This is a genomic window from Salmonella sp. SAL04214 (genome assembly GCF_046550615.1).
Lineage (GTDB): Bacteria > Pseudomonadota > Gammaproteobacteria > Enterobacterales > Enterobacteriaceae > Salmonella > Salmonella enterica.
Window position 1 is genome coordinate 220,955 of sequence record NZ_JBGDXT010000007.1, and the last position, 17,445, is coordinate 238,399.

Annotated in this window: 30 protein-coding genes; 28 read left to right on the forward strand and 2 right to left on the reverse strand. The window is 50.5% G+C overall.

The window, feature by feature from the left end:
* Window positions 1-178 precede the first annotated feature (178 nt).
* Window positions 179-397, reverse strand: a complete 219-nt coding sequence (locus ACLJQD_RS14120; protein ID WP_001152701.1) for a protein SlyX — start codon at window positions 395-397, stop codon at window positions 179-181.
* A 219-nt stretch (window positions 398-616) separates the two neighbouring features.
* On the opposite strand from ACLJQD_RS14120, the gene fkpA reads away from it, so the two are divergent.
* The 11 genes from fkpA (at window position 617) to bfr (ending at window position 8,932) form a co-directional block, all read left to right on the forward strand.
* Entirely contained in the window at window positions 617-1,435 is an 819-nt protein-coding gene (gene fkpA, locus ACLJQD_RS14125) for an FKBP-type peptidyl-prolyl cis-trans isomerase (protein ID WP_000838229.1), read from the forward strand.
* A gap of 276 nt (window positions 1,436-1,711) precedes the next feature.
* The gene (locus tag ACLJQD_RS14130; protein ID WP_000091471.1) at window positions 1,712-2,434 is read left to right on the forward strand and encodes a transcriptional regulator; all 723 of its coding nucleotides are present in this window, start codon (window positions 1,712-1,714) and stop codon (window positions 2,432-2,434) included.
* Window positions 2,434-2,820, forward strand: a complete 387-nt coding sequence (gene tusD / locus ACLJQD_RS14135; RefSeq protein ID WP_017442189.1) for a sulfurtransferase complex subunit TusD — start codon at window positions 2,434-2,436, stop codon at window positions 2,818-2,820. Before ACLJQD_RS14130 ends, tusD begins: the two co-directional genes overlap by 1 nt.
* Window positions 2,820-3,176 carry a sulfurtransferase complex subunit TusC gene (gene tusC, locus ACLJQD_RS14140; RefSeq protein ID WP_000820705.1) on the forward strand — a complete coding sequence of 119 codons (357 nt, stop codon included), beginning with the start codon at window positions 2,820-2,822 and terminating at the stop codon, window positions 3,174-3,176. Before tusD ends, tusC begins: the two co-directional genes overlap by 1 nt.
* Before the next feature lie 7 nt (window positions 3,177-3,183).
* Complete coding sequence (gene tusB, locus ACLJQD_RS14145) at window positions 3,184-3,471, forward strand: sulfurtransferase complex subunit TusB (RefSeq protein WP_000903398.1); 288 nt, start codon at window positions 3,184-3,186, stop codon at window positions 3,469-3,471.
* 125 nt (window positions 3,472-3,596) lie between these two features.
* Entirely contained in the window at window positions 3,597-3,971 is a 375-nt protein-coding gene (gene rpsL / locus ACLJQD_RS14150; RefSeq protein WP_000246815.1) for a 30S ribosomal protein S12, read from the forward strand.
* Between the two features lie 95 nt (window positions 3,972-4,066).
* Complete coding sequence (gene rpsG / locus ACLJQD_RS14155) at window positions 4,067-4,537, forward strand: 30S ribosomal protein S7 (protein ID WP_001138043.1); 471 nt, start codon at window positions 4,067-4,069, stop codon at window positions 4,535-4,537.
* A 96-nt stretch (window positions 4,538-4,633) separates the two neighbouring features.
* Window positions 4,634-6,748 carry an elongation factor G gene (gene fusA, locus ACLJQD_RS14160; protein ID WP_000124693.1) on the forward strand — a complete coding sequence of 705 codons (2,115 nt, stop codon included), beginning with the start codon at window positions 4,634-4,636 and terminating at the stop codon, window positions 6,746-6,748.
* A gap of 71 nt (window positions 6,749-6,819) precedes the next feature.
* Complete coding sequence (gene tuf, locus ACLJQD_RS14165) at window positions 6,820-8,004, forward strand: elongation factor Tu (RefSeq protein ID WP_000031748.1); 1,185 nt, start codon at window positions 6,820-6,822, stop codon at window positions 8,002-8,004.
* A 184-nt stretch (window positions 8,005-8,188) separates the two neighbouring features.
* Window positions 8,189-8,383, forward strand: a complete 195-nt coding sequence (gene bfd, locus ACLJQD_RS14170; protein WP_000289082.1) for a bacterioferritin-associated ferredoxin — start codon at window positions 8,189-8,191, stop codon at window positions 8,381-8,383.
* A 72-nt stretch (window positions 8,384-8,455) separates the two neighbouring features.
* Window positions 8,456-8,932 (forward strand): bacterioferritin, encoded by a 477-nt coding sequence (bfr, locus tag ACLJQD_RS14175; protein WP_000675530.1) that lies wholly within the window; start codon window positions 8,456-8,458, stop codon window positions 8,930-8,932.
* Here the strand turns inward: bfr and hopD are convergent.
* Window positions 8,929-9,396: a prepilin peptidase gene (hopD, locus tag ACLJQD_RS14180; RefSeq protein WP_000495848.1), complete on the reverse strand. Its 468-nt coding sequence runs from the start codon at window positions 9,394-9,396 to the stop codon at window positions 8,929-8,931. The two genes, bfr and hopD, sit on opposite strands and share 4 nt — an antisense overlap.
* Window positions 9,397-9,775: 379 nt before the next feature.
* Here hopD and rpsJ point away from each other — a divergent pair, with 379 nt between their 5' ends.
* The 17 genes from rpsJ (at window position 9,776) to rplF (ending at window position 17,438) form a co-directional block, all read left to right on the forward strand.
* On the forward strand, window positions 9,776-10,087 hold the full coding sequence (rpsJ, locus tag ACLJQD_RS14185; protein ID WP_001181005.1) for a 30S ribosomal protein S10: 312 nt from the start codon (window positions 9,776-9,778) through the stop codon (window positions 10,085-10,087).
* A 32-nt stretch (window positions 10,088-10,119) separates the two neighbouring features.
* On the forward strand, window positions 10,120-10,749 hold the full coding sequence (rplC, locus tag ACLJQD_RS14190; RefSeq protein ID WP_000579838.1) for a 50S ribosomal protein L3: 630 nt from the start codon (window positions 10,120-10,122) through the stop codon (window positions 10,747-10,749).
* Window positions 10,750-10,759: 10 nt separating this feature from the next.
* The gene (rplD, locus tag ACLJQD_RS14195; RefSeq protein ID WP_000424395.1) at window positions 10,760-11,365 is read left to right on the forward strand and encodes a 50S ribosomal protein L4; all 606 of its coding nucleotides are present in this window, start codon (window positions 10,760-10,762) and stop codon (window positions 11,363-11,365) included.
* Window positions 11,362-11,664, forward strand: coding sequence for a 50S ribosomal protein L23 (rplW, locus tag ACLJQD_RS14200; protein WP_000617546.1), 303 nt, complete (start codon window positions 11,362-11,364; stop codon window positions 11,662-11,664). The genes rplD and rplW overlap by 4 nt, the downstream gene beginning before the upstream one ends.
* A gap of 17 nt (window positions 11,665-11,681) precedes the next feature.
* Window positions 11,682-12,503, forward strand: a complete 822-nt coding sequence (gene rplB / locus ACLJQD_RS14205) for a 50S ribosomal protein L2 (protein WP_000301869.1) — start codon at window positions 11,682-11,684, stop codon at window positions 12,501-12,503.
* 16 nt (window positions 12,504-12,519) lie between these two features.
* Entirely contained in the window at window positions 12,520-12,798 is a 279-nt protein-coding gene (gene rpsS, locus ACLJQD_RS14210) for a 30S ribosomal protein S19 (protein WP_001138115.1), read from the forward strand.
* 14 nt (window positions 12,799-12,812) lie between these two features.
* Window positions 12,813-13,145, forward strand: a complete 333-nt coding sequence (gene rplV / locus ACLJQD_RS14215; RefSeq protein WP_000447529.1) for a 50S ribosomal protein L22 — start codon at window positions 12,813-12,815, stop codon at window positions 13,143-13,145.
* 17 nt (window positions 13,146-13,162) lie between these two features.
* Window positions 13,163-13,864 (forward strand): 30S ribosomal protein S3, encoded by a 702-nt coding sequence (gene rpsC / locus ACLJQD_RS14220; RefSeq protein WP_000529945.1) that lies wholly within the window; start codon window positions 13,163-13,165, stop codon window positions 13,862-13,864.
* A 12-nt stretch (window positions 13,865-13,876) separates the two neighbouring features.
* Window positions 13,877-14,287 (forward strand): 50S ribosomal protein L16, encoded by a 411-nt coding sequence (gene rplP / locus ACLJQD_RS14225; protein ID WP_000941208.1) that lies wholly within the window; start codon window positions 13,877-13,879, stop codon window positions 14,285-14,287.
* Window positions 14,287-14,478: a 50S ribosomal protein L29 gene (gene rpmC / locus ACLJQD_RS14230; protein WP_000644742.1), complete on the forward strand. Its 192-nt coding sequence runs from the start codon at window positions 14,287-14,289 to the stop codon at window positions 14,476-14,478. Before rplP ends, rpmC begins: the two co-directional genes overlap by 1 nt.
* Complete coding sequence (gene rpsQ, locus ACLJQD_RS14235) at window positions 14,478-14,732, forward strand: 30S ribosomal protein S17 (RefSeq protein ID WP_000130101.1); 255 nt, start codon at window positions 14,478-14,480, stop codon at window positions 14,730-14,732. The genes rpmC and rpsQ overlap by 1 nt, the downstream gene beginning before the upstream one ends.
* Before the next feature lie 163 nt (window positions 14,733-14,895).
* Window positions 14,896-15,267, forward strand: a complete 372-nt coding sequence (gene rplN, locus ACLJQD_RS14240; RefSeq protein WP_000613954.1) for a 50S ribosomal protein L14 — start codon at window positions 14,896-14,898, stop codon at window positions 15,265-15,267.
* 10 nt (window positions 15,268-15,277) lie between these two features.
* A complete protein-coding gene (gene rplX / locus ACLJQD_RS14245; RefSeq protein ID WP_000729185.1) occupies window positions 15,278-15,592 on the forward strand; it encodes a 50S ribosomal protein L24 in 315 nt (104 codons plus the stop codon).
* Between the two features lie 14 nt (window positions 15,593-15,606).
* A complete protein-coding gene (gene rplE / locus ACLJQD_RS14250; RefSeq protein ID WP_001096206.1) occupies window positions 15,607-16,146 on the forward strand; it encodes a 50S ribosomal protein L5 in 540 nt (179 codons plus the stop codon).
* A 14-nt stretch (window positions 16,147-16,160) separates the two neighbouring features.
* Window positions 16,161-16,466 carry a 30S ribosomal protein S14 gene (gene rpsN, locus ACLJQD_RS14255; protein WP_001118932.1) on the forward strand — a complete coding sequence of 102 codons (306 nt, stop codon included), beginning with the start codon at window positions 16,161-16,163 and terminating at the stop codon, window positions 16,464-16,466.
* Between the two features lie 33 nt (window positions 16,467-16,499).
* Window positions 16,500-16,892, forward strand: coding sequence for a 30S ribosomal protein S8 (gene rpsH / locus ACLJQD_RS14260; protein ID WP_000062611.1), 393 nt, complete (start codon window positions 16,500-16,502; stop codon window positions 16,890-16,892).
* 12 nt (window positions 16,893-16,904) lie between these two features.
* Window positions 16,905-17,438: a 50S ribosomal protein L6 gene (gene rplF / locus ACLJQD_RS14265; RefSeq protein ID WP_000091939.1), complete on the forward strand. Its 534-nt coding sequence runs from the start codon at window positions 16,905-16,907 to the stop codon at window positions 17,436-17,438.
* The last annotated feature ends 7 nt before the right edge of the window (window positions 17,439-17,445 follow it).

Consider the following 17,445-nt stretch of genomic DNA (forward strand, 5'->3'; position numbering starts at 1 on the left):
CTTTCAAGCCACCGCGGTGTTGGCTACGCTTTCAAACCCCGGTCACATAGTTATCTATGCTCCCGGGGAATTTTCAAGCTTGCCGCCTTGCTGTGACTCGAAATCCTTAGGGTATTATCATTGGTTCGATAAATCATCGGGCACAAAAAAAGCGGGTTAACCCCGCTTTTTTTTCGTCTCAATAATGCGGCGGCGGCGTTTCTTCTGCCTGAGAGGCGATATTTGACGGCTGACTGGCTTTTAACTTTTCCGTGAGCAAACGCAGATGATCGCGCAGCTTCGCCATCTCCATTTCATGTGCGGTTACCGTCAGGTTTAGTTCTTCTATGGTAATCTCCTGGAACGCCAGACGGCTTTCCAGTTCAGCCAGACGAGCTTCCATCGTGATATCCTGCATGATGTACCTCTTTATGTTGTCTCCGTCGGCGGATTCTACTTAACTTTACCGGCTTTCACAGCAACCATTACGCGCACTACGAAACTAATTTAAACAAAAAGAGTCTGAAAAGAAGTGATAATAGGGCGTGTTCGTATGTTGATTTGTTCTGCAACGATTTATAGTACGCTTCTTACGTAAGTTAACATGGGGCGAGATGCCCCGGCCCTGGAGATATGGATGAAATCACTGTTTAAAGCCACGCTGCTGGCAACGACGATGGCCGTTGCTATGCACGCACCGATCACTTTTGCTGCTGATGCGGCGAAACCGGCAGCTACCGCTGATAGCAAAGCAGCATTTAAAAACGACGATCAAAAAGCGGCTTATGCGCTGGGCGCCTCGCTGGGTCGTTACATGGAAAATTCGCTTAAAGAGCAGGAAAAGTTAGGCATCAAGCTGGATAAAGAACAGTTGATTGCCGGCGTTCAGGATGCCTTTGCCGATAAGAGCAAACTGTCCGATCAGGAAATTGAGCAAACGCTGCAGACGTTTGAAGCACGTGTGAAGAGCGCTGCTCAGGCGAAGATGGAAAAAGACGCTGCCGATAACGAAGCAAAAGGTAAAACGTTCCGCGACGCTTTTGCTAAAGAGAAAGGCGTGAAAACCTCCTCTACCGGTCTGCTTTACAAAGTAGAGAAAGAAGGCACAGGCGAGGCGCCGAAAGATAGCGATACTGTTGTGGTGAACTACAAAGGTACGCTGATCGACGGTAAAGAGTTTGATAACTCTTACACGCGCGGCGAACCGCTCTCCTTCCGTCTGGACGGCGTTATCCCTGGCTGGACTGAAGGCCTGAAAAATATTAAGAAAGGCGGCAAGATCAAGCTGGTTATCCCACCGGCGCTGGCCTACGGTAAAACGGGCGTTCCGGGTATCCCGGCGAACTCCACCCTGGTATTCGACGTAGAGTTGCTGGATATCAAACCAGCGCCGAAAGCGGATGCTAAACCTGCCGATGCGGCTGACGCTAAAGCCGCAGATGCTGCTAAAAAATAAAAACTGAGAGCCGCCGCTTGTAATAGCGGCGGTTTTTTTTATTCAGGCCGGATATATTACTCACCATAATTTGATTTGCGGATAACGGCGCTTGCGCTGGTCGTTAAGGGCGAGACCGTAGGCTGAATGACCGCCAACGCACACGTAGTCTGAAATAGACGAGCAAATTAGTACTGGAAAGATGAACCCTCACTGTATTAATTTAATCATCCGCGTAAATAATGAGCCTGCCCTGAAAACATAACGACAGGCTCCTGAAAAGGAGTGTTTTTTTTCATGTCCAGGTCGCTTTTAACCAACGAAACCAGTGAACTTGATTTGCTGGATCAGCGTCCCTTCGAGCAAACCGACTTCGATATTCTGAAATCCTACGAAGCGGTAGTGGACGGGTTAGCGATGCTTATAGGTTCCCATTGTGAAATCGTATTGCACTCTTTGCAGGATCTAAAATGTTCAGCCATTCGTATTGCCAATGGCGAACATACGGGCCGTAAAATTGGCTCGCCGATTACCGACCTGGCGTTGCGTATGTTGCACGACATGACAGGGGCGGACAGTAGCGTGTCGAAATGCTATTTCACGCGCGCGAAAAGCGGTGTCTTGATGAAGTCGTTGACGATTGCCATTCGCAACCGCGAGCAGCGCGTCATTGGTCTACTGTGCATCAACATGAATCTTGATGTGCCATTTTCACAGATTATGAATACCTTTATTCCGCCGGAAACGCCGGAAGTTGGCTCAGCGGTTAATTTTGCCTCCTCAGTCGAAGATTTAGTCACCCAGACGCTGGAGTTCACGATCGAAGAAGTGAATGCCGATCGTAATGTCTCTAACAATGCGAAAAATCGTCAGATCGTCCTTAACTTGTACGAAAAAGGCATTTTCGATATTAAAGACGCCATTAACCAGGTAGCCGATCGTCTGAATATCTCAAAACACACGGTTTACCTCTATATTCGCCAGTTCAAAAGCGGCGATTTTCAGGGGCAGGATAAATAATGCGTTATGCCATTATGGTCACCGGGCCGGCATATGGCACCCAGCAGGCCAGCAGCGCATTGCAGTTCGCCCACGCGCTGCTCAATGAGGGGCATGAGTTAGCCAGCGTCTTTTTCTATCGGGAAGGGGTCTATAACGCCAATCTCCTGACCTCGCCGGCGAGCGATGAATATGATCTGGTACGCGCCTGGCAGACATTGAATACGCAGCATGGCGTAGCGCTGAACATCTGTGTCGCGGCGGCGCTTCGTCGCGGTATTATTGATGAAACTGAAGCTGGCAGACTGGCGTTGCCGTCCGCCAATCTTCAGCCGGGCTTTACGCTAAGCGGACTGGGCGCGCTGGCGGAGGCATCTCTCACCTGCGATCGGGTGGTGCAGTTTTAATGAAACGTATTGCATTTGTCTTTTCCACCGCGCCGCACGGCAGCGCCTCAGGCCGTGAAGGACTGGATGCGCTGCTGGCGACGTCAGCGCTAACGGAAGCGCTGGGCGTCTTTTTTATCAGCGATGGCGTCTTTCAATTATTACCGGGACAAAAACCAGACGCTGTGCTGGCGCGTGACTATATTGCTACTTTCAAGCTCTTTGATTTGTACGATATTGATCAATGCTGGATCTGCGCGGCATCGCTGCGCGAGCGTGGTCTGGAAAACGTTAATTTTGTGGTAGACGCCACGCCGCTGGAACCCGTGGCGTTACGCCGCGAGCTTGGCAACTATGATGTCATCCTGAGATTCTGAGTCGTTTATGCTGCATACCTTACCTCATTGCGCCTCGGGCGTTGATTTTCCCGCTTTGCTGCGCCTGCTAAAAGAGGGCGATGCGCTTTTGCTGCTCCAGGATGGCGTTACCGTCGCGATTGAAGGTAACCGCTTCCTTGAAAGTCTGCGCGATGCCCCCATAACGGTCTATGCCTTGAAAGAAGACATTGACGCCCGCGGCCTGGGTGGTCAAATTTCAGACAGTGTCGTCAGGGTTGACTATACTGAGTTTGTCAGACTCACGGTTAAGTATGCCAACCAGATGGCCTGGTGATGGCGGGATCGTTGTATATTTCTTGACACCTTTTCGACACCGCCCTAAAATTCGGCGTCCTCATATTGTGTGAGGGCGTTTTATTACGTGTTTACGAAGCAAAAGCTAAAACCAGGAGCTATTTAATGGCAACAGTTAACCAGCTGGTACGCAAACCACGTGCTCGCAAAGTTGCGAAAAGCAACGTGCCTGCGCTGGAAGCATGCCCGCAAAAACGTGGCGTATGTACTCGTGTATATACTACCACTCCTAAAAAACCGAACTCCGCACTGCGTAAAGTTTGCCGTGTTCGTCTGACTAACGGTTTTGAAGTGACTTCCTACATCGGTGGTGAAGGTCACAACCTGCAGGAGCACTCCGTGATCCTGATCCGTGGCGGTCGTGTTAAAGACCTCCCGGGTGTTCGTTACCACACCGTTCGTGGCGCGCTTGACTGCTCCGGCGTTAAAGACCGTAAGCAAGCTCGTTCTAAGTACGGCGTGAAGCGTCCTAAGGCTTAATGGTTCTCCGTTAAGTAAGGCCAAACGTTTTAAATTAATGTCAAACTAAACTCGTAGAGTTTTGGACAATCCTGAATTAACAACGGAGTATTTCCATGCCACGTCGTCGCGTCATTGGTCAGCGTAAAATTCTGCCGGATCCGAAGTTCGGATCAGAACTGCTGGCTAAATTTGTCAATATCCTGATGGTAGATGGTAAAAAATCTACTGCAGAATCAATCGTATACAGCGCGCTGGAGACCCTGGCTCAGCGTTCTGGTAAATCTGAACTGGAAGCTTTCGAAGTCGCTCTCGAAAACGTTCGCCCGACTGTAGAAGTTAAATCCCGCCGTGTAGGTGGTTCTACTTATCAGGTACCAGTTGAAGTCCGTCCGGTCCGTCGTAATGCTCTGGCAATGCGTTGGATCGTAGAAGCTGCTCGTAAACGCGGTGATAAATCCATGGCTCTGCGCCTGGCGAACGAACTTTCTGACGCTGCAGAAAACAAAGGTACTGCAGTTAAGAAACGTGAAGACGTTCACCGTATGGCAGAAGCCAACAAGGCGTTCGCACACTACCGTTGGTAATCCCTTCGGAGTCATAGTCACCAGGCGGGCGCTTCAGGTAAGTCGCCCGTTTTGGATAACTTAACTGAACGCCTAAAGATATCAACGAGGAATCAAATGGCTCGTACAACACCCATCGCACGCTACCGTAATATCGGTATCAGTGCGCACATCGACGCCGGTAAAACCACTACTACCGAACGTATTCTGTTCTACACCGGTGTAAACCACAAAATCGGTGAAGTTCATGACGGCGCAGCTACCATGGACTGGATGGAGCAGGAGCAGGAGCGTGGTATTACTATCACCTCCGCAGCGACTACTGCATTCTGGTCTGGTATGGCTAAGCAGTATGAACCGCATCGCATCAACATCATCGACACCCCGGGGCACGTTGACTTCACTATCGAAGTAGAACGTTCCATGCGTGTTCTCGATGGTGCGGTAATGGTTTACTGCGCAGTTGGTGGTGTTCAGCCGCAGTCTGAAACCGTATGGCGTCAGGCAAACAAATACAAAGTTCCGCGCATTGCGTTCGTTAACAAAATGGACCGCATGGGCGCGAACTTCCTGAAAGTTGTTGGTCAGATCAAAACCCGTCTGGGCGCGAACCCGGTTCCGCTGCAGCTGGCAATTGGTGCTGAAGAAGGTTTCACCGGCGTTGTTGACCTGGTGAAAATGAAAGCCATCAACTGGAACGATGCCGACCAGGGCGTTACCTTCGAATACGAAGATATCCCGGCTGACATGCAGGACCTGGCTAACGAATGGCACCAGAACCTGATCGAGTCCGCCGCAGAAGCTTCTGAAGAGCTGATGGAAAAATACCTGGGTGGTGAAGAACTGACTGAAGAAGAGATCAAACAAGCTCTGCGTCAGCGCGTTCTGAACAACGAAATCATCCTGGTAACCTGTGGTTCTGCATTCAAGAACAAAGGTGTTCAGGCGATGCTGGATGCGGTAATTGATTACCTGCCATCCCCGGTAGACGTACCTGCGATCAACGGTATTCTGGACGACGGTAAAGATACTCCGGCTGAGCGTCACGCAAGCGACGACGAGCCGTTCTCTGCGCTGGCGTTCAAAATCGCTACCGACCCGTTTGTGGGTAACCTGACCTTCTTCCGTGTGTACTCCGGTGTGGTTAACTCTGGTGATACCGTACTGAACTCCGTGAAAACCGCACGTGAGCGTTTCGGTCGTATCGTTCAGATGCACGCTAACAAACGTGAAGAGATCAAAGAAGTTCGCGCGGGCGACATCGCGGCTGCTATCGGCCTGAAAGACGTGACTACCGGTGACACCCTGTGTGATCCGGAAAACCCGATCATTCTGGAACGTATGGAATTCCCTGAGCCGGTAATCTCCATCGCGGTAGAACCGAAAACCAAAGCTGACCAGGAAAAAATGGGTCTGGCTCTGGGCCGTCTGGCGAAAGAAGACCCGTCATTCCGCGTATGGACTGATGAAGAATCTAACCAGACCATCATCGCTGGTATGGGTGAACTTCACCTGGATATCATCGTTGACCGTATGAAGCGTGAATTCAACGTTGAAGCTAACGTGGGTAAACCTCAGGTTGCTTACCGCGAAGCGATTCGCGCGAAAGTTACCGACATCGAAGGTAAACACGCGAAACAGTCTGGTGGTCGCGGTCAGTATGGTCATGTTGTTATCGACATGTACCCGCTGGAGCCGGGCTCTAACCCGAAAGGTTACGAGTTCATCAACGACATCAAAGGTGGTGTAATTCCTGGCGAATACATCCCGGCCGTTGATAAAGGCATCCAGGAGCAGCTGAAGTCTGGCCCGCTGGCGGGTTATCCGGTAGTTGATCTCGGTGTGCGTCTGCACTTCGGTTCTTACCATGACGTTGACTCCTCTGAGCTGGCGTTTAAACTGGCTGCGTCTATCGCCTTTAAAGAAGGCTTTAAGAAAGCAAAACCAGTTCTGCTTGAGCCGATCATGAAGGTTGAAGTAGAAACACCTGAAGAGAATACCGGTGACGTTATCGGCGACCTTAGCCGCCGTCGTGGTATGCTCAAAGGTCAGGAATCTGAAGTTACAGGCGTTAAGATCCACGCTGAAGTACCGCTGTCTGAAATGTTCGGATATGCAACTCAGCTGCGTTCTCTGACCAAAGGTCGCGCATCGTACACTATGGAATTCCTGAAGTATGATGATGCGCCGAACAACGTTGCTCAGGCCGTAATCGAAGCCCGTGGTAAATAAGCCGCAGGGTTAAAAACCAAAATCCCGTGCTCTCTCCTGAAGGGGAGAGCGCTATAGTAAGGAATATAGCCGTGTCTAAAGAAAAATTTGAACGTACAAAACCGCACGTTAACGTCGGCACCATCGGCCACGTTGACCACGGTAAAACTACCCTGACCGCTGCAATCACCACCGTACTGGCTAAAACCTACGGCGGTGCTGCTCGTGCATTCGACCAGATCGATAACGCTCCGGAAGAAAAAGCGCGTGGTATCACCATCAACACTTCTCACGTTGAATACGATACCCCGACCCGCCACTACGCACACGTAGACTGCCCGGGGCACGCCGACTATGTTAAAAACATGATCACCGGTGCTGCTCAGATGGACGGCGCGATCCTGGTTGTTGCTGCGACTGACGGCCCGATGCCGCAGACCCGTGAGCACATCCTGCTGGGTCGTCAGGTAGGCGTTCCGTACATCATCGTGTTCCTGAACAAATGCGACATGGTTGATGACGAAGAGCTGCTGGAACTGGTTGAAATGGAAGTTCGTGAACTTCTGTCTCAGTACGACTTCCCGGGCGACGACACTCCGATCGTTCGTGGTTCTGCTCTGAAAGCGCTGGAAGGCGACGCAGAGTGGGAAGCGAAAATCATCGAACTGGCTGGCTTCCTGGATTCTTACATTCCGGAACCAGAGCGTGCGATTGACAAGCCGTTCCTGCTGCCGATCGAAGACGTATTCTCCATCTCTGGTCGTGGTACCGTTGTTACCGGTCGTGTAGAACGCGGTATCATCAAAGTGGGCGAAGAAGTTGAAATCGTTGGTATCAAAGAGACTCAGAAGTCTACCTGTACTGGCGTTGAAATGTTCCGCAAACTGCTGGACGAAGGCCGTGCCGGTGAGAACGTAGGTGTTCTGCTGCGTGGTATCAAACGTGAAGAAATCGAACGTGGTCAGGTACTGGCTAAGCCGGGCACCATCAAGCCGCACACCAAGTTCGAATCTGAAGTGTACATTCTGTCCAAAGACGAAGGCGGCCGTCATACTCCGTTCTTCAAAGGCTACCGTCCGCAGTTCTACTTCCGTACTACTGACGTGACTGGTACCATCGAACTGCCGGAAGGCGTAGAGATGGTAATGCCGGGCGACAACATCAAAATGGTTGTTACCCTGATCCACCCGATCGCAATGGACGACGGTCTGCGTTTCGCAATCCGTGAAGGCGGCCGTACCGTTGGCGCGGGCGTTGTTGCTAAAGTTCTGGGCTAATTACTCGTTAATTAGTTTTGAATTGAAGAGGGCGCTTCGGCGCCCTTTTTGTTGCCTGCTATTTAGCCGCTGTTATATTTATTCACCCTTTTTAACGCTTCTCCCGTGGCGTAAATCGCTTTGTGCTATTGTAATCATAACCATTCTCATTTACACTTTGTGCGGAAATTGAACGGGAGCGATCATGTACGTTTGTTTGTGTAATGGTATAAGCGATAAAAAAATCCGCCAGGCTGTACGACAATTTCATCCACAGTCATTTCAACAGTTGCGTAAATTTATTCCTGTGGGAAATCAATGTGGTAAGTGTATTCGCGCCGCGCGAGAAGTGATGCAGGATGAGTTAACGCAAATGCCGGAATTTAAAGAGATCGCCTGAGTCACACTCTTTTTTTTGACATCCCTGTAGCCCCATCTACGCTCTAGAGAGTGGAAGCGGAGGGACTATAAAATGAAAGGTGATGTTAAAATCATAAATTATCTCAATAAACTATTGGGAAATGAGCTTGTCGCAATTAACCAGTATTTTCTTCATGCCCGTATGTTCAAAAACTGGGGCCTGACCCGGCTTAATGATGTTGAGTACCATGAATCCATTGATGAGATGAAACACGCCGATAAGTATATTGAGCGTATTTTATTTCTGGAAGGCATACCGAACCTACAGGATCTGGGCAAGCTGGGCATCGGTGAAGATGTCGAAGAGATGCTACGATCGGATCTCCGACTCGAACTGGAAGGCGCAAAAGATCTACGTGAGGCAATAGCCTATGCCGATAGCGTTCATGATTATGTCAGCCGGGATATGATGATTGAAATTCTTGCCGACGAGGAAGGCCACATCGACTGGCTGGAAACTGAGCTGGATTTGATTGCCAAACTTGGTATGCAAAATTATCTGCAATCACAAATTAAGGTGACCGATTAACCGTCTGGAAAGAAAACTTTCCAACCTGTTATGAAACCCGCCACCGCCAGCCATGGCCCAAAAGGTAGCGGGTTTATTAATGCCGATTTACCTCTCACCAGTAGCGCGACGCCAAACCCGCCACAGGCCAACATAGCGGCAAGGAAAACCAGTAACGGCAGTGTTTCCCAACAATGCCACGCCCCTAAGGCAGCGAGGTACTTGACGTCGCCATATCCAAGCCCCTCTTTCTGATAACGCAGGCGATAGCCCCAGTAAATTAACGCGAATCCGCCATAGCCGGCGATAGCGCCCCAAAGCGCATCCGGTAAACGCTCCGGCAGGCAAATCTGGTGATAAAGCAGACCACCCCACAGCAATGGACAAGTAAACCGGTCAGGCAGCAGACCGGTACGCGCGTCGTATATGCCAAGTAATAAAGAGAACGACGCATAAAAAATGAGAAAGGGGAGGGCAACAAACATAAGCAAATCCTCGTCAAGGTTTGTGCTCACCTTTATAGATTTATGCGACAGCGACAACGACGTATTGCCAGGTTTGCCTGATGCCTTCCAAAGAAAAGATGCGCGTCGCCATCCCATGCGTACCATCTGGAATCATGCTCGCATAAGAATAAAGCGCTTAATTTCTATCCGACACTTGCGTCAGGCTGAGATTTACGTATAATGCGCGGGCTTGTCGTAATTGACGGCAGGTTCGATTTGAACCTCGAATAGCCGATTTGGCTATTTAACAATGCTCCCAATCGGGGAGCTACGTAAGAACGGTTACACTCTCCCATCAATCGTAATGGGTCTGAGGAGTAATCATTTTCGTTTATAAAATAATTGGAGCTCTGGTCTCATGCAGAACCAAAGAATCCGTATCCGCCTGAAAGCGTTTGATCATCGTCTGATCGATCAATCAACCGCGGAAATCGTCGAGACTGCCAAGCGCACTGGTGCGCAGGTTCGCGGTCCGATCCCGCTGCCGACCCGCAAAGAGCGCTTTACCGTTCTGATCTCTCCGCACGTTAACAAAGATGCGCGCGATCAGTACGAAATTCGCACTCACAAGCGTCTGGTTGACATCGTTGAGCCAACCGAGAAAACCGTTGATGCTCTGATGCGTCTGGACCTGGCTGCCGGTGTAGACGTGCAGATCAGCCTGGGTTAATCAGGTCATCGAGCGATTGAGAGGTTGATACAATGATTGGTTTAGTCGGTAAAAAAGTGGGTATGACCCGCATCTTCACTGAAGATGGCGTCTCTATCCCAGTAACCGTAATCGAAGTTGAAGCAAACCGTGTTACTCAGGTTAAAGACCTGGCTAACGATGGCTACCGCGCTGTTCAGGTTACTACGGGTGCTAAAAAAGCTAACCGTGTCACCAAGCCGGAAGCGGGTCACTTTGCTAAAGCTGGCGTAGAAGCTGGCCGAGGTCTGTGGGAATTCCGTCTGGCTGAAGGCGAAGAATACACCGTAGGTCAGAGCATCAGCGTTGAACTGTTTGCTGACGTTAAAAAAGTTGACGTAACCGGTACCTCTAAAGGTAAAGGTTTCGCTGGTACCGTTAAGCGCTGGAACTTCCGTACCCAGGACGCTACTCACGGTAACTCCTTGTCTCACCGCGTTCCGGGTTCTATCGGTCAGAACCAGACTCCGGGCAAAGTGTTCAAAGGCAAGAAAATGGCAGGTCAGATGGGTAATGAGCGCGTAACCGTTCAGAGCCTTGACGTAGTACGCGTTGACGCTGAGCGCAACCTGCTGCTGGTTAAGGGTGGTGTTCCGGGTGCAACCGGTTGCGACCTGATCGTTAAACCAGCTGTGAAGGCGTAAGGGGATAGCAATGGAATTAGTATTGAAAGACGCGCAGAGCGCGCTGACTGTTTCCGAAACTACCTTCGGTCGTGATTTCAACGAAGCGCTGGTTCACCAGGTTGTTGTTGCTTATGCAGCTGGTGCTCGTCAGGGTACTCGTGCTCAGAAGACTCGTGCTGAAGTAACTGGTTCCGGTAAAAAACCGTGGCGCCAGAAAGGCACTGGCCGTGCGCGTTCAGGTTCTATCAAGAGCCCGATCTGGCGTTCCGGTGGCGTGACCTTCGCTGCTCGTCCGCAGGACCACAGTCAAAAAGTTAACAAGAAGATGTACCGCGGCGCGCTGAAAAGCATCCTGTCCGAACTGGTACGTCAGGATCGTCTGATCGTTGTCGAGAAGTTCTCTGTAGAAGCGCCGAAAACTAAGCTGCTGGCACAGAAACTGAAAGACATGGCTCTGGAAGATGTGCTGATCATCACCGGTGAGCTGGACGAGAACCTGTTCCTGGCCGCACGTAACCTGCACAAGGTTGACGTACGCGATGCGACTGGTATCGACCCGGTTAGCCTGATCGCCTTCGACAAAGTCGTAATGACTGCTGATGCTGTTAAGCAAGTTGAGGAGATGCTGGCATGATTCGTGAAGAACGTCTGCTGAAGGTGCTGCGCGCACCGCACGTTTCTGAAAAAGCGTCTACTGCGATGGAAAAAACTAACACCATCGTTCTCAAAGTTGCTAAAGACGCGACCAAAGCAGAAATCAAAGCTGCTGTGCAGAAACTGTTTGAAGTCGAAGTCGAAGTCGTTAACACCCTGGTCGTTAAAGGGAAAGTTAAACGTCACGGACAGCGTATCGGTCGTCGTAGCGACTGGAAAAAAGCTTACGTCACCCTGAAAGAAGGCCAGAATCTGGACTTCGTCGGCGGCGCTGAGTAAGTCGGAGGAGTAATACAATGGCAGTTGTTAAATGTAAACCGACATCTCCGGGTCGTCGCCACGTCGTTAAAGTGGTCAACCCAGAGCTGCACAAGGGCAAACCTTTTGCTCCGCTGGTTGAAAAAAACAGCAAATCCGGTGGTCGTAACAACAATGGCCGTATCACCACTCGTCATATCGGTGGTGGTCACAAACAGGCTTATCGTATTGTTGACTTCAAACGCAACAAAGACGGTATCCCGGCAGTTGTTGAACGTCTTGAGTACGATCCGAACCGTTCCGCGAACATCGCGCTGGTTCTGTACAAAGACGGCGAACGCCGTTACATCCTGGCCCCGAAAGGCCTGAAAGCTGGCGACCAGATTCAGTCTGGCGTTGATGCTGCAATCAAAGCAGGCAACACCCTGCCGATGCGCAATATCCCGGTTGGTTCTACCGTTCATAACGTAGAAATGAAACCTGGTAAAGGCGGTCAGCTGGCACGTTCCGCTGGTACTTACGTTCAGATCGTTGCTCGCGATGGCGCTTATGTCACCCTGCGTCTGCGTTCTGGTGAAATGCGTAAAGTCGAAGCAGACTGCCGTGCAACCCTGGGCGAAGTTGGCAATGCTGAGCATATGCTGCGCGTTCTGGGTAAAGCAGGTGCTGCACGCTGGCGTGGCGTTCGTCCTACCGTTCGCGGTACTGCGATGAACCCAGTAGACCACCCACATGGTGGTGGTGAAGGTCGTAACTTTGGTAAGCACCCGGTAACTCCGTGGGGCGTTCAGACCAAAGGTAAGAAGACCCGCAGCAACAAGCGTACTGATAAATTCATCGTACGTCGCCGTAGCAAATAATTTTAGAGGATAAGCCATGCCACGTTCTCTCAAGAAAGGTCCTTTTATTGACCTGCACTTGCTGAAGAAGGTAGAGAAAGCGGTGGAAAGCGGAGACAAGAAGCCCCTGCGCACCTGGTCCCGTCGTTCAACGATCTTTCCTAACATGATCGGTTTGACCATCGCTGTCCATAATGGTCGTCAGCACGTTCCGGTATTTGTTTCCGACGAAATGGTCGGTCACAAACTGGGTGAATTCGCACCGACTCGTACTTATCGCGGCCACGCTGCTGATAAAAAAGCGAAGAAGAAATAAGGTAGGAGGAAGAGATGGAAACTATCGCTAAACATCGCCATGCTCGTTCTTCTGCTCAGAAGGTTCGCCTTGTTGCTGACCTGATTCGCGGTAAGAAAGTGTCGCAGGCTCTGGATATTCTGACCTACACCAACAAGAAAGCGGCTGTACTGGTCAAGAAAGTTCTGGAATCTGCCATTGCTAACGCTGAACACAACGATGGCGCTGACATTGACGATCTGAAAGTTACGAAAATTTTCGTAGACGAAGGCCCGAGCATGAAGCGCATTATGCCGCGTGCAAAAGGTCGTGCAGATCGCATCCTGAAGCGCACCAGCCACATCACTGTGGTTGTGTCCGATCGCTGAGACTCTGGAGACTAGCAATGGGTCAGAAAGTACATCCTAATGGTATTCGCCTGGGTATTGTAAAACCATGGAACTCTACCTGGTTTGCGAACACCAAAGAATTCGCTGACAACCTGGACAGCGATTTTAAAGTACGTCAGTACCTGACGAAGGAACTGGCTAAAGCGTCTGTATCTCGTATCGTTATCGAGCGTCCGGCTAAGAGCATCCGTGTGACTATTCACACCGCTCGCCCGGGTATCGTTATCGGTAAAAAAGGTGAAGACGTAGAAAAACTGCGTAAGGTCGTAGCGGATATCGCTGGCGTTCCTGCACAGATCAACATCGCCGAAGTTCGTAAACCTGAACTGGACGCTAAACTGGTTGCTGACAGCATCACTTCTCAGCTGGAACGTCGCGTGATGTTCCGTCGTGCGATGAAGCGTGCTGTACAGAACGCCATGCGTCTGGGCGCTAAAGGTATCAAAGTTGAAGTTAGCGGCCGTCTGGGCGGCGCGGAAATCGCACGTACCGAATGGTACCGCGAAGGTCGCGTACCTCTGCACACTCTGCGTGCTGACATCGACTACAACACCTCTGAAGCGCACACCACTTATGGTGTAATCGGCGTTAAAGTGTGGATCTTCAAAGGCGAGATCCTGGGTGGTATGGCTGCTGTTGAACAACCGGAAAAACCGGCTGCTCAACCGAAAAAGCAGCAGCGTAAAGGCCGTAAATAAGGAGCGTCGCTGATGTTACAACCAAAGCGTACAAAATTCCGTAAAATGCACAAAGGCCGCAACCGTGGTCTGGCTGCAGGCGCGGATGTTAGCTTCGGCAGCTTCGGCCTGAAAGCTGTTGGCCGTGGTCGTCTGACTGCCCGTCAGATCGAAGCAGCACGTCGTGCTATGACCCGTGCAGTTAAGCGTCAAGGTAAGATCTGGATCCGTGTATTCCCGGACAAACCGATCACTGAAAAGCCGCTGGCAGTGCGTATGGGTAAAGGTAAAGGTAACGTGGAGTATTGGGTTGCCTTGATTCAGCCGGGTAAAGTCCTGTATGAAATGGACGGCGTACCGGAAGAGCTGGCCCGTGAAGCATTCAAGCTGGCAGCAGCGAAACTGCCGATTAAAACCACCTTTGTAACTAAGACGGTGATGTAATGAAAGCAAAAGAGCTGCGTGAGAAGAGCGTTGAAGAGCTGAACACCGAGCTACTGAACCTGCTGCGTGAGCAGTTCAACCTGCGTATGCAGGCTGCAAGTGGCCAGCTGCAACAGTCTCACCTGTTGAAGCAAGTGCGTCGTGATGTCGCACGCGTTAAGACTTTACTGACTGAGAAGGCGGGTGCGTAATGACCGATAAAATCCGTACTCTGCAAGGTCGCGTGGTTAGCGACAAAATGGAGAAATCCATTGTTGTTGCTATCGAACGTTTTGTGAAACACCCGATCTACGGTAAATTCATCAAGCGTACGACCAAAATGCACGTACATGACGAGAACAACGAATGCGGTATCGGCGACGTGGTTGAAATCCGCGAATGCCGTCCGCTGTCCAAGACCAAATCCTGGACTCTGGTTCGCGTTGTAGAGAAAGCGGTTCTGTAATACAGTACGCATTCTCAACGAATAAACGGCTCAGCGATGGGCCGTTTATTTTTTCTACCCATATCTGATTTGCGGTGTTATAATGCCGCGCCCTCGATATGGGGTTTTTTTAACGACCTGATTTTCGGGTCTCAGTAGTAGTTGACATTAGCGGAGCACTAAAATGATCCAAGAACAGACTATGCTGAACGTCGCCGACAACTCCGGTGCACGTCGCGTAATGTGTATCAAGGTTCTGGGTGGCTCGCACCGTCGCTACGCAGGCGTAGGCGACATCATTAAGATCACCATCAAAGAAGCGATTCCGCGTGGTAAGGTCAAAAAAGGTGATGTGCTGAAGGCGGTAGTGGTGCGCACCAAGAAGGGTGTTCGTCGCCCGGACGGTTCTGTCATTCGCTTCGATGGTAATGCATGCGTTATTTTAAACAATAACAGCGAGCAGCCTATCGGTACGCGTATTTTTGGGCCGGTAACTCGTGAACTTCGTAACGAGAAGTTCATGAAAATTATCTCTCTGGCACCAGAAGTACTCTAAGGAGCGAATCATGGCAGCGAAAATCCGTCGTGATGACGAAGTTATCGTGTTAACCGGTAAAGATAAAGGTAAACGCGGTAAAGTTAAGAATGTCCTGTCTTCCGGCAAGGTCATTGTTGAAGGTATCAACCTGGTTAAGAAACACCAGAAGCCGGTTCCGGCTCTGAACCAACCGGGCGGCATCGTTGAAAAAGAAGCTGCAATTCAGGTTTCTAACGTTGCAATCTTCAATGCGGCAACCGGCAAGGCTGACCGTGTAGGCTTTAGATTCGAAGACGGCAAAAAAGTCCGTTTCTTCAAGTCTAACAGCGAAACTATCAAGTAATTTGGAGTAGTACGATGGCGAAACTGCATGATTACTACAAAGACGAAGTAGTTAACAAACTCATGACTGAGTTTAACTACAATTCTGTCATGCAAGTCCCTCGGGTCGAGAAGATCACCCTGAACATGGGTGTTGGTGAAGCGATCGCTGACAAGAAACTGCTGGATAACGCAGCAGCAGACCTGACAGCAATCTCCGGTCAAAAACCGTTGATCACCAAAGCACGCAAATCTGTTGCAGGCTTCAAAATCCGTCAGGGCTATCCGATCGGCTGTAAAGTAACTCTGCGTGGCGAACGCATGTGGGAGTTCTTTGAGCGCCTGATCACTATTGCTGTTCCTCGTATCCGTGACTTCCGTGGCTTGTCCGCTAAGTCATTCGACGGTCGTGGTAACTACAGCATGGGTGTCCGTGAGCAGATCATCTTCCCAGAAATCGACTACGATAAAGTCGACCGCGTTCGTGGTTTGGATATTACCATTACCACTACTGCGAAATCTGACGAAGAAGGCCGTGCTCTGCTGGCTGCCTTTGACTTCCCGTTCCGCAAGTAAGGTAGGGTTACTAAATGGCTAAGCAATCAATGAAAGCACGCGAAGTAAAACGCGTAGCTTTAGCTGATAAATACTTCGCGAAACGCGCTGAACTGAAAGCGATCATCTCTGATGTGAACGCAACCGACGAAGATCGTTGGAATGCGGTTCTTAAGCTGCAGACTCTGCCGCGTGATTCCAGCCCGTCACGTCAGCGTAACCGCTGCCGTCAAACTGGTCGTCCGCACGCTTTCCTGCGGAAGTTCGGGTTGAGCCGTATTAAGGTCCGTGAAGCCGCTATGCGCGGTGAAATTCCGGGTCTGAAAAAGGCTAGCTGGTAATTGTCACCAATTGAATCACGGGAGTAAAGACAGATGAGCATGCAAGATCCGATCGCGGATATGCTGACCCGTATCCGTAACGGTCAGGCCGCGAACAAAGCTGCGGTCACCATGCCTTCCTCCAAGCTGAAAGTGGCAATTGCCAACGTGCTGAAGGAAGAAGGTTTTATTGAAGATTTTAAAGTTGAAGGCGACACCAAGCCGGAACTGGAACTGACTCTTAAGTATTTCCAGGGCAAAGCTGTTGTAGAAAGCATTCAGCGTGTCAGCCGCCCAGGTCTGCGCATCTACAAACGTAAAGATGAGCTGCCGAAAGTTATGGCCGGTCTGGGTATCGCAGTTGTTTCTACCTCTAAAGGTGTTATGACTGATCGTGCAGCGCGCCAGGCTGGTCTTGGTGGCGAAATTATCTGCTACGTAGCCTAATCGGAGGAAAAAATGTCTCGTGTTGCTAAAGCACCGGTCGTTGTTCCTGCCGGCGTTGATGTCAAAATCAACGGTCAGGTTATTACGATCAAAGGTAAAAACGGCGAGCTGACTCGTACTCTCAACGATGCTGTTGAAGTTAAACATGCAGATAATGCACTGACCTTCGGTCCGCGTGATGGTTACGCAGACGGTTGGGCACAGGCTGGTACCGCGCGTGCCCTGCTGAACTCAATGGTTATCGGTGTTACCGAAGGCTTCACTAAGAAGCTGCAGCTGGTTGGTGTAGGTTATCGTGCAGCGGTTAAAGGGAATGTAGTAAACCTGTCTTTAGGTTTCTCTCACCCGGTTGACCATCAGCTGCCGGCAGGTATTACTGCTGAATGTCCGACTCAAACTGAAATCGTGCTGAAAGGCGCTGATAAGCAGGTGATCGGCCAGGTTGCAGCAGATCTGCGCGCCTACCGTCGTCCTGAGCCTTACAAAGGCAAGGGTGTTCGTTACGCCGACGAAGTCGTGCGTACCAAAGAGGCTAAGAAGAAGTAAGGTAACA

Bases quoted from the DNA above. Each gene is read 5' to 3' on its own strand.
- rpmC (WP_000644742.1), top strand. From the start codon at position 14,287: ATGAAAGCAAAAGAGCTGCGTGAGAAGAGCGTTGAAGAGCTGAACACC.
- rpsG (WP_001138043.1), top strand. From the start codon at position 4,067: ATGCCACGTCGTCGCGTCATTGGTCAGCGTAAAATTCTGCCGGATCCG.
- rplF (WP_000091939.1), top strand. From the start codon at position 16,905: ATGTCTCGTGTTGCTAAAGCACCGGTCGTTGTTCCTGCCGGCGTTGAT.
- rplW (WP_000617546.1), top strand. From the start codon at position 11,362: ATGATTCGTGAAGAACGTCTGCTGAAGGTGCTGCGCGCACCGCACGTT.
- ACLJQD_RS14120 (WP_001152701.1), bottom strand. From the start codon at position 397: ATGCAGGATATCACGATGGAAGCTCGTCTGGCTGAACTGGAAAGCCGT.
- rpsS (WP_001138115.1), top strand. From the start codon at position 12,520: ATGCCACGTTCTCTCAAGAAAGGTCCTTTTATTGACCTGCACTTGCTG.
- rplX (WP_000729185.1), top strand. From the start codon at position 15,278: ATGGCAGCGAAAATCCGTCGTGATGACGAAGTTATCGTGTTAACCGGT.
- fusA (WP_000124693.1), top strand. From the start codon at position 4,634: ATGGCTCGTACAACACCCATCGCACGCTACCGTAATATCGGTATCAGT.
- rpsQ (WP_000130101.1), top strand. From the start codon at position 14,478: ATGACCGATAAAATCCGTACTCTGCAAGGTCGCGTGGTTAGCGACAAA.
- rpsC (WP_000529945.1), top strand. From the start codon at position 13,163: ATGGGTCAGAAAGTACATCCTAATGGTATTCGCCTGGGTATTGTAAAA.
- ACLJQD_RS14130 (WP_000091471.1), top strand. From the start codon at position 1,712: ATGTCCAGGTCGCTTTTAACCAACGAAACCAGTGAACTTGATTTGCTG.
- rpsH (WP_000062611.1), top strand. From the start codon at position 16,500: ATGAGCATGCAAGATCCGATCGCGGATATGCTGACCCGTATCCGTAAC.
- rplP (WP_000941208.1), top strand. From the start codon at position 13,877: ATGTTACAACCAAAGCGTACAAAATTCCGTAAAATGCACAAAGGCCGC.
- rplE (WP_001096206.1), top strand. From the start codon at position 15,607: ATGGCGAAACTGCATGATTACTACAAAGACGAAGTAGTTAACAAACTC.
- bfd (WP_000289082.1), top strand. From the start codon at position 8,189: ATGTACGTTTGTTTGTGTAATGGTATAAGCGATAAAAAAATCCGCCAG.
- rplC (WP_000579838.1), top strand. From the start codon at position 10,120: ATGATTGGTTTAGTCGGTAAAAAAGTGGGTATGACCCGCATCTTCACT.
- rplB (WP_000301869.1), top strand. From the start codon at position 11,682: ATGGCAGTTGTTAAATGTAAACCGACATCTCCGGGTCGTCGCCACGTC.
- rplV (WP_000447529.1), top strand. From the start codon at position 12,813: ATGGAAACTATCGCTAAACATCGCCATGCTCGTTCTTCTGCTCAGAAG.
- tusC (WP_000820705.1), top strand. From the start codon at position 2,820: ATGAAACGTATTGCATTTGTCTTTTCCACCGCGCCGCACGGCAGCGCC.
- fkpA (WP_000838229.1), top strand. From the start codon at position 617: ATGAAATCACTGTTTAAAGCCACGCTGCTGGCAACGACGATGGCCGTT.
- rpsN (WP_001118932.1), top strand. From the start codon at position 16,161: ATGGCTAAGCAATCAATGAAAGCACGCGAAGTAAAACGCGTAGCTTTA.
- tusB (WP_000903398.1), top strand. From the start codon at position 3,184: ATGCTGCATACCTTACCTCATTGCGCCTCGGGCGTTGATTTTCCCGCT.
- rpsJ (WP_001181005.1), top strand. From the start codon at position 9,776: ATGCAGAACCAAAGAATCCGTATCCGCCTGAAAGCGTTTGATCATCGT.
- rpsL (WP_000246815.1), top strand. From the start codon at position 3,597: ATGGCAACAGTTAACCAGCTGGTACGCAAACCACGTGCTCGCAAAGTT.
- rplN (WP_000613954.1), top strand. From the start codon at position 14,896: ATGATCCAAGAACAGACTATGCTGAACGTCGCCGACAACTCCGGTGCA.
- rplD (WP_000424395.1), top strand. From the start codon at position 10,760: ATGGAATTAGTATTGAAAGACGCGCAGAGCGCGCTGACTGTTTCCGAA.
- hopD (WP_000495848.1), bottom strand. From the start codon at position 9,396: ATGTTTGTTGCCCTCCCCTTTCTCATTTTTTATGCGTCGTTCTCTTTA.
- bfr (WP_000675530.1), top strand. From the start codon at position 8,456: ATGAAAGGTGATGTTAAAATCATAAATTATCTCAATAAACTATTGGGA.
- tusD (WP_017442189.1), top strand. From the start codon at position 2,434: ATGCGTTATGCCATTATGGTCACCGGGCCGGCATATGGCACCCAGCAG.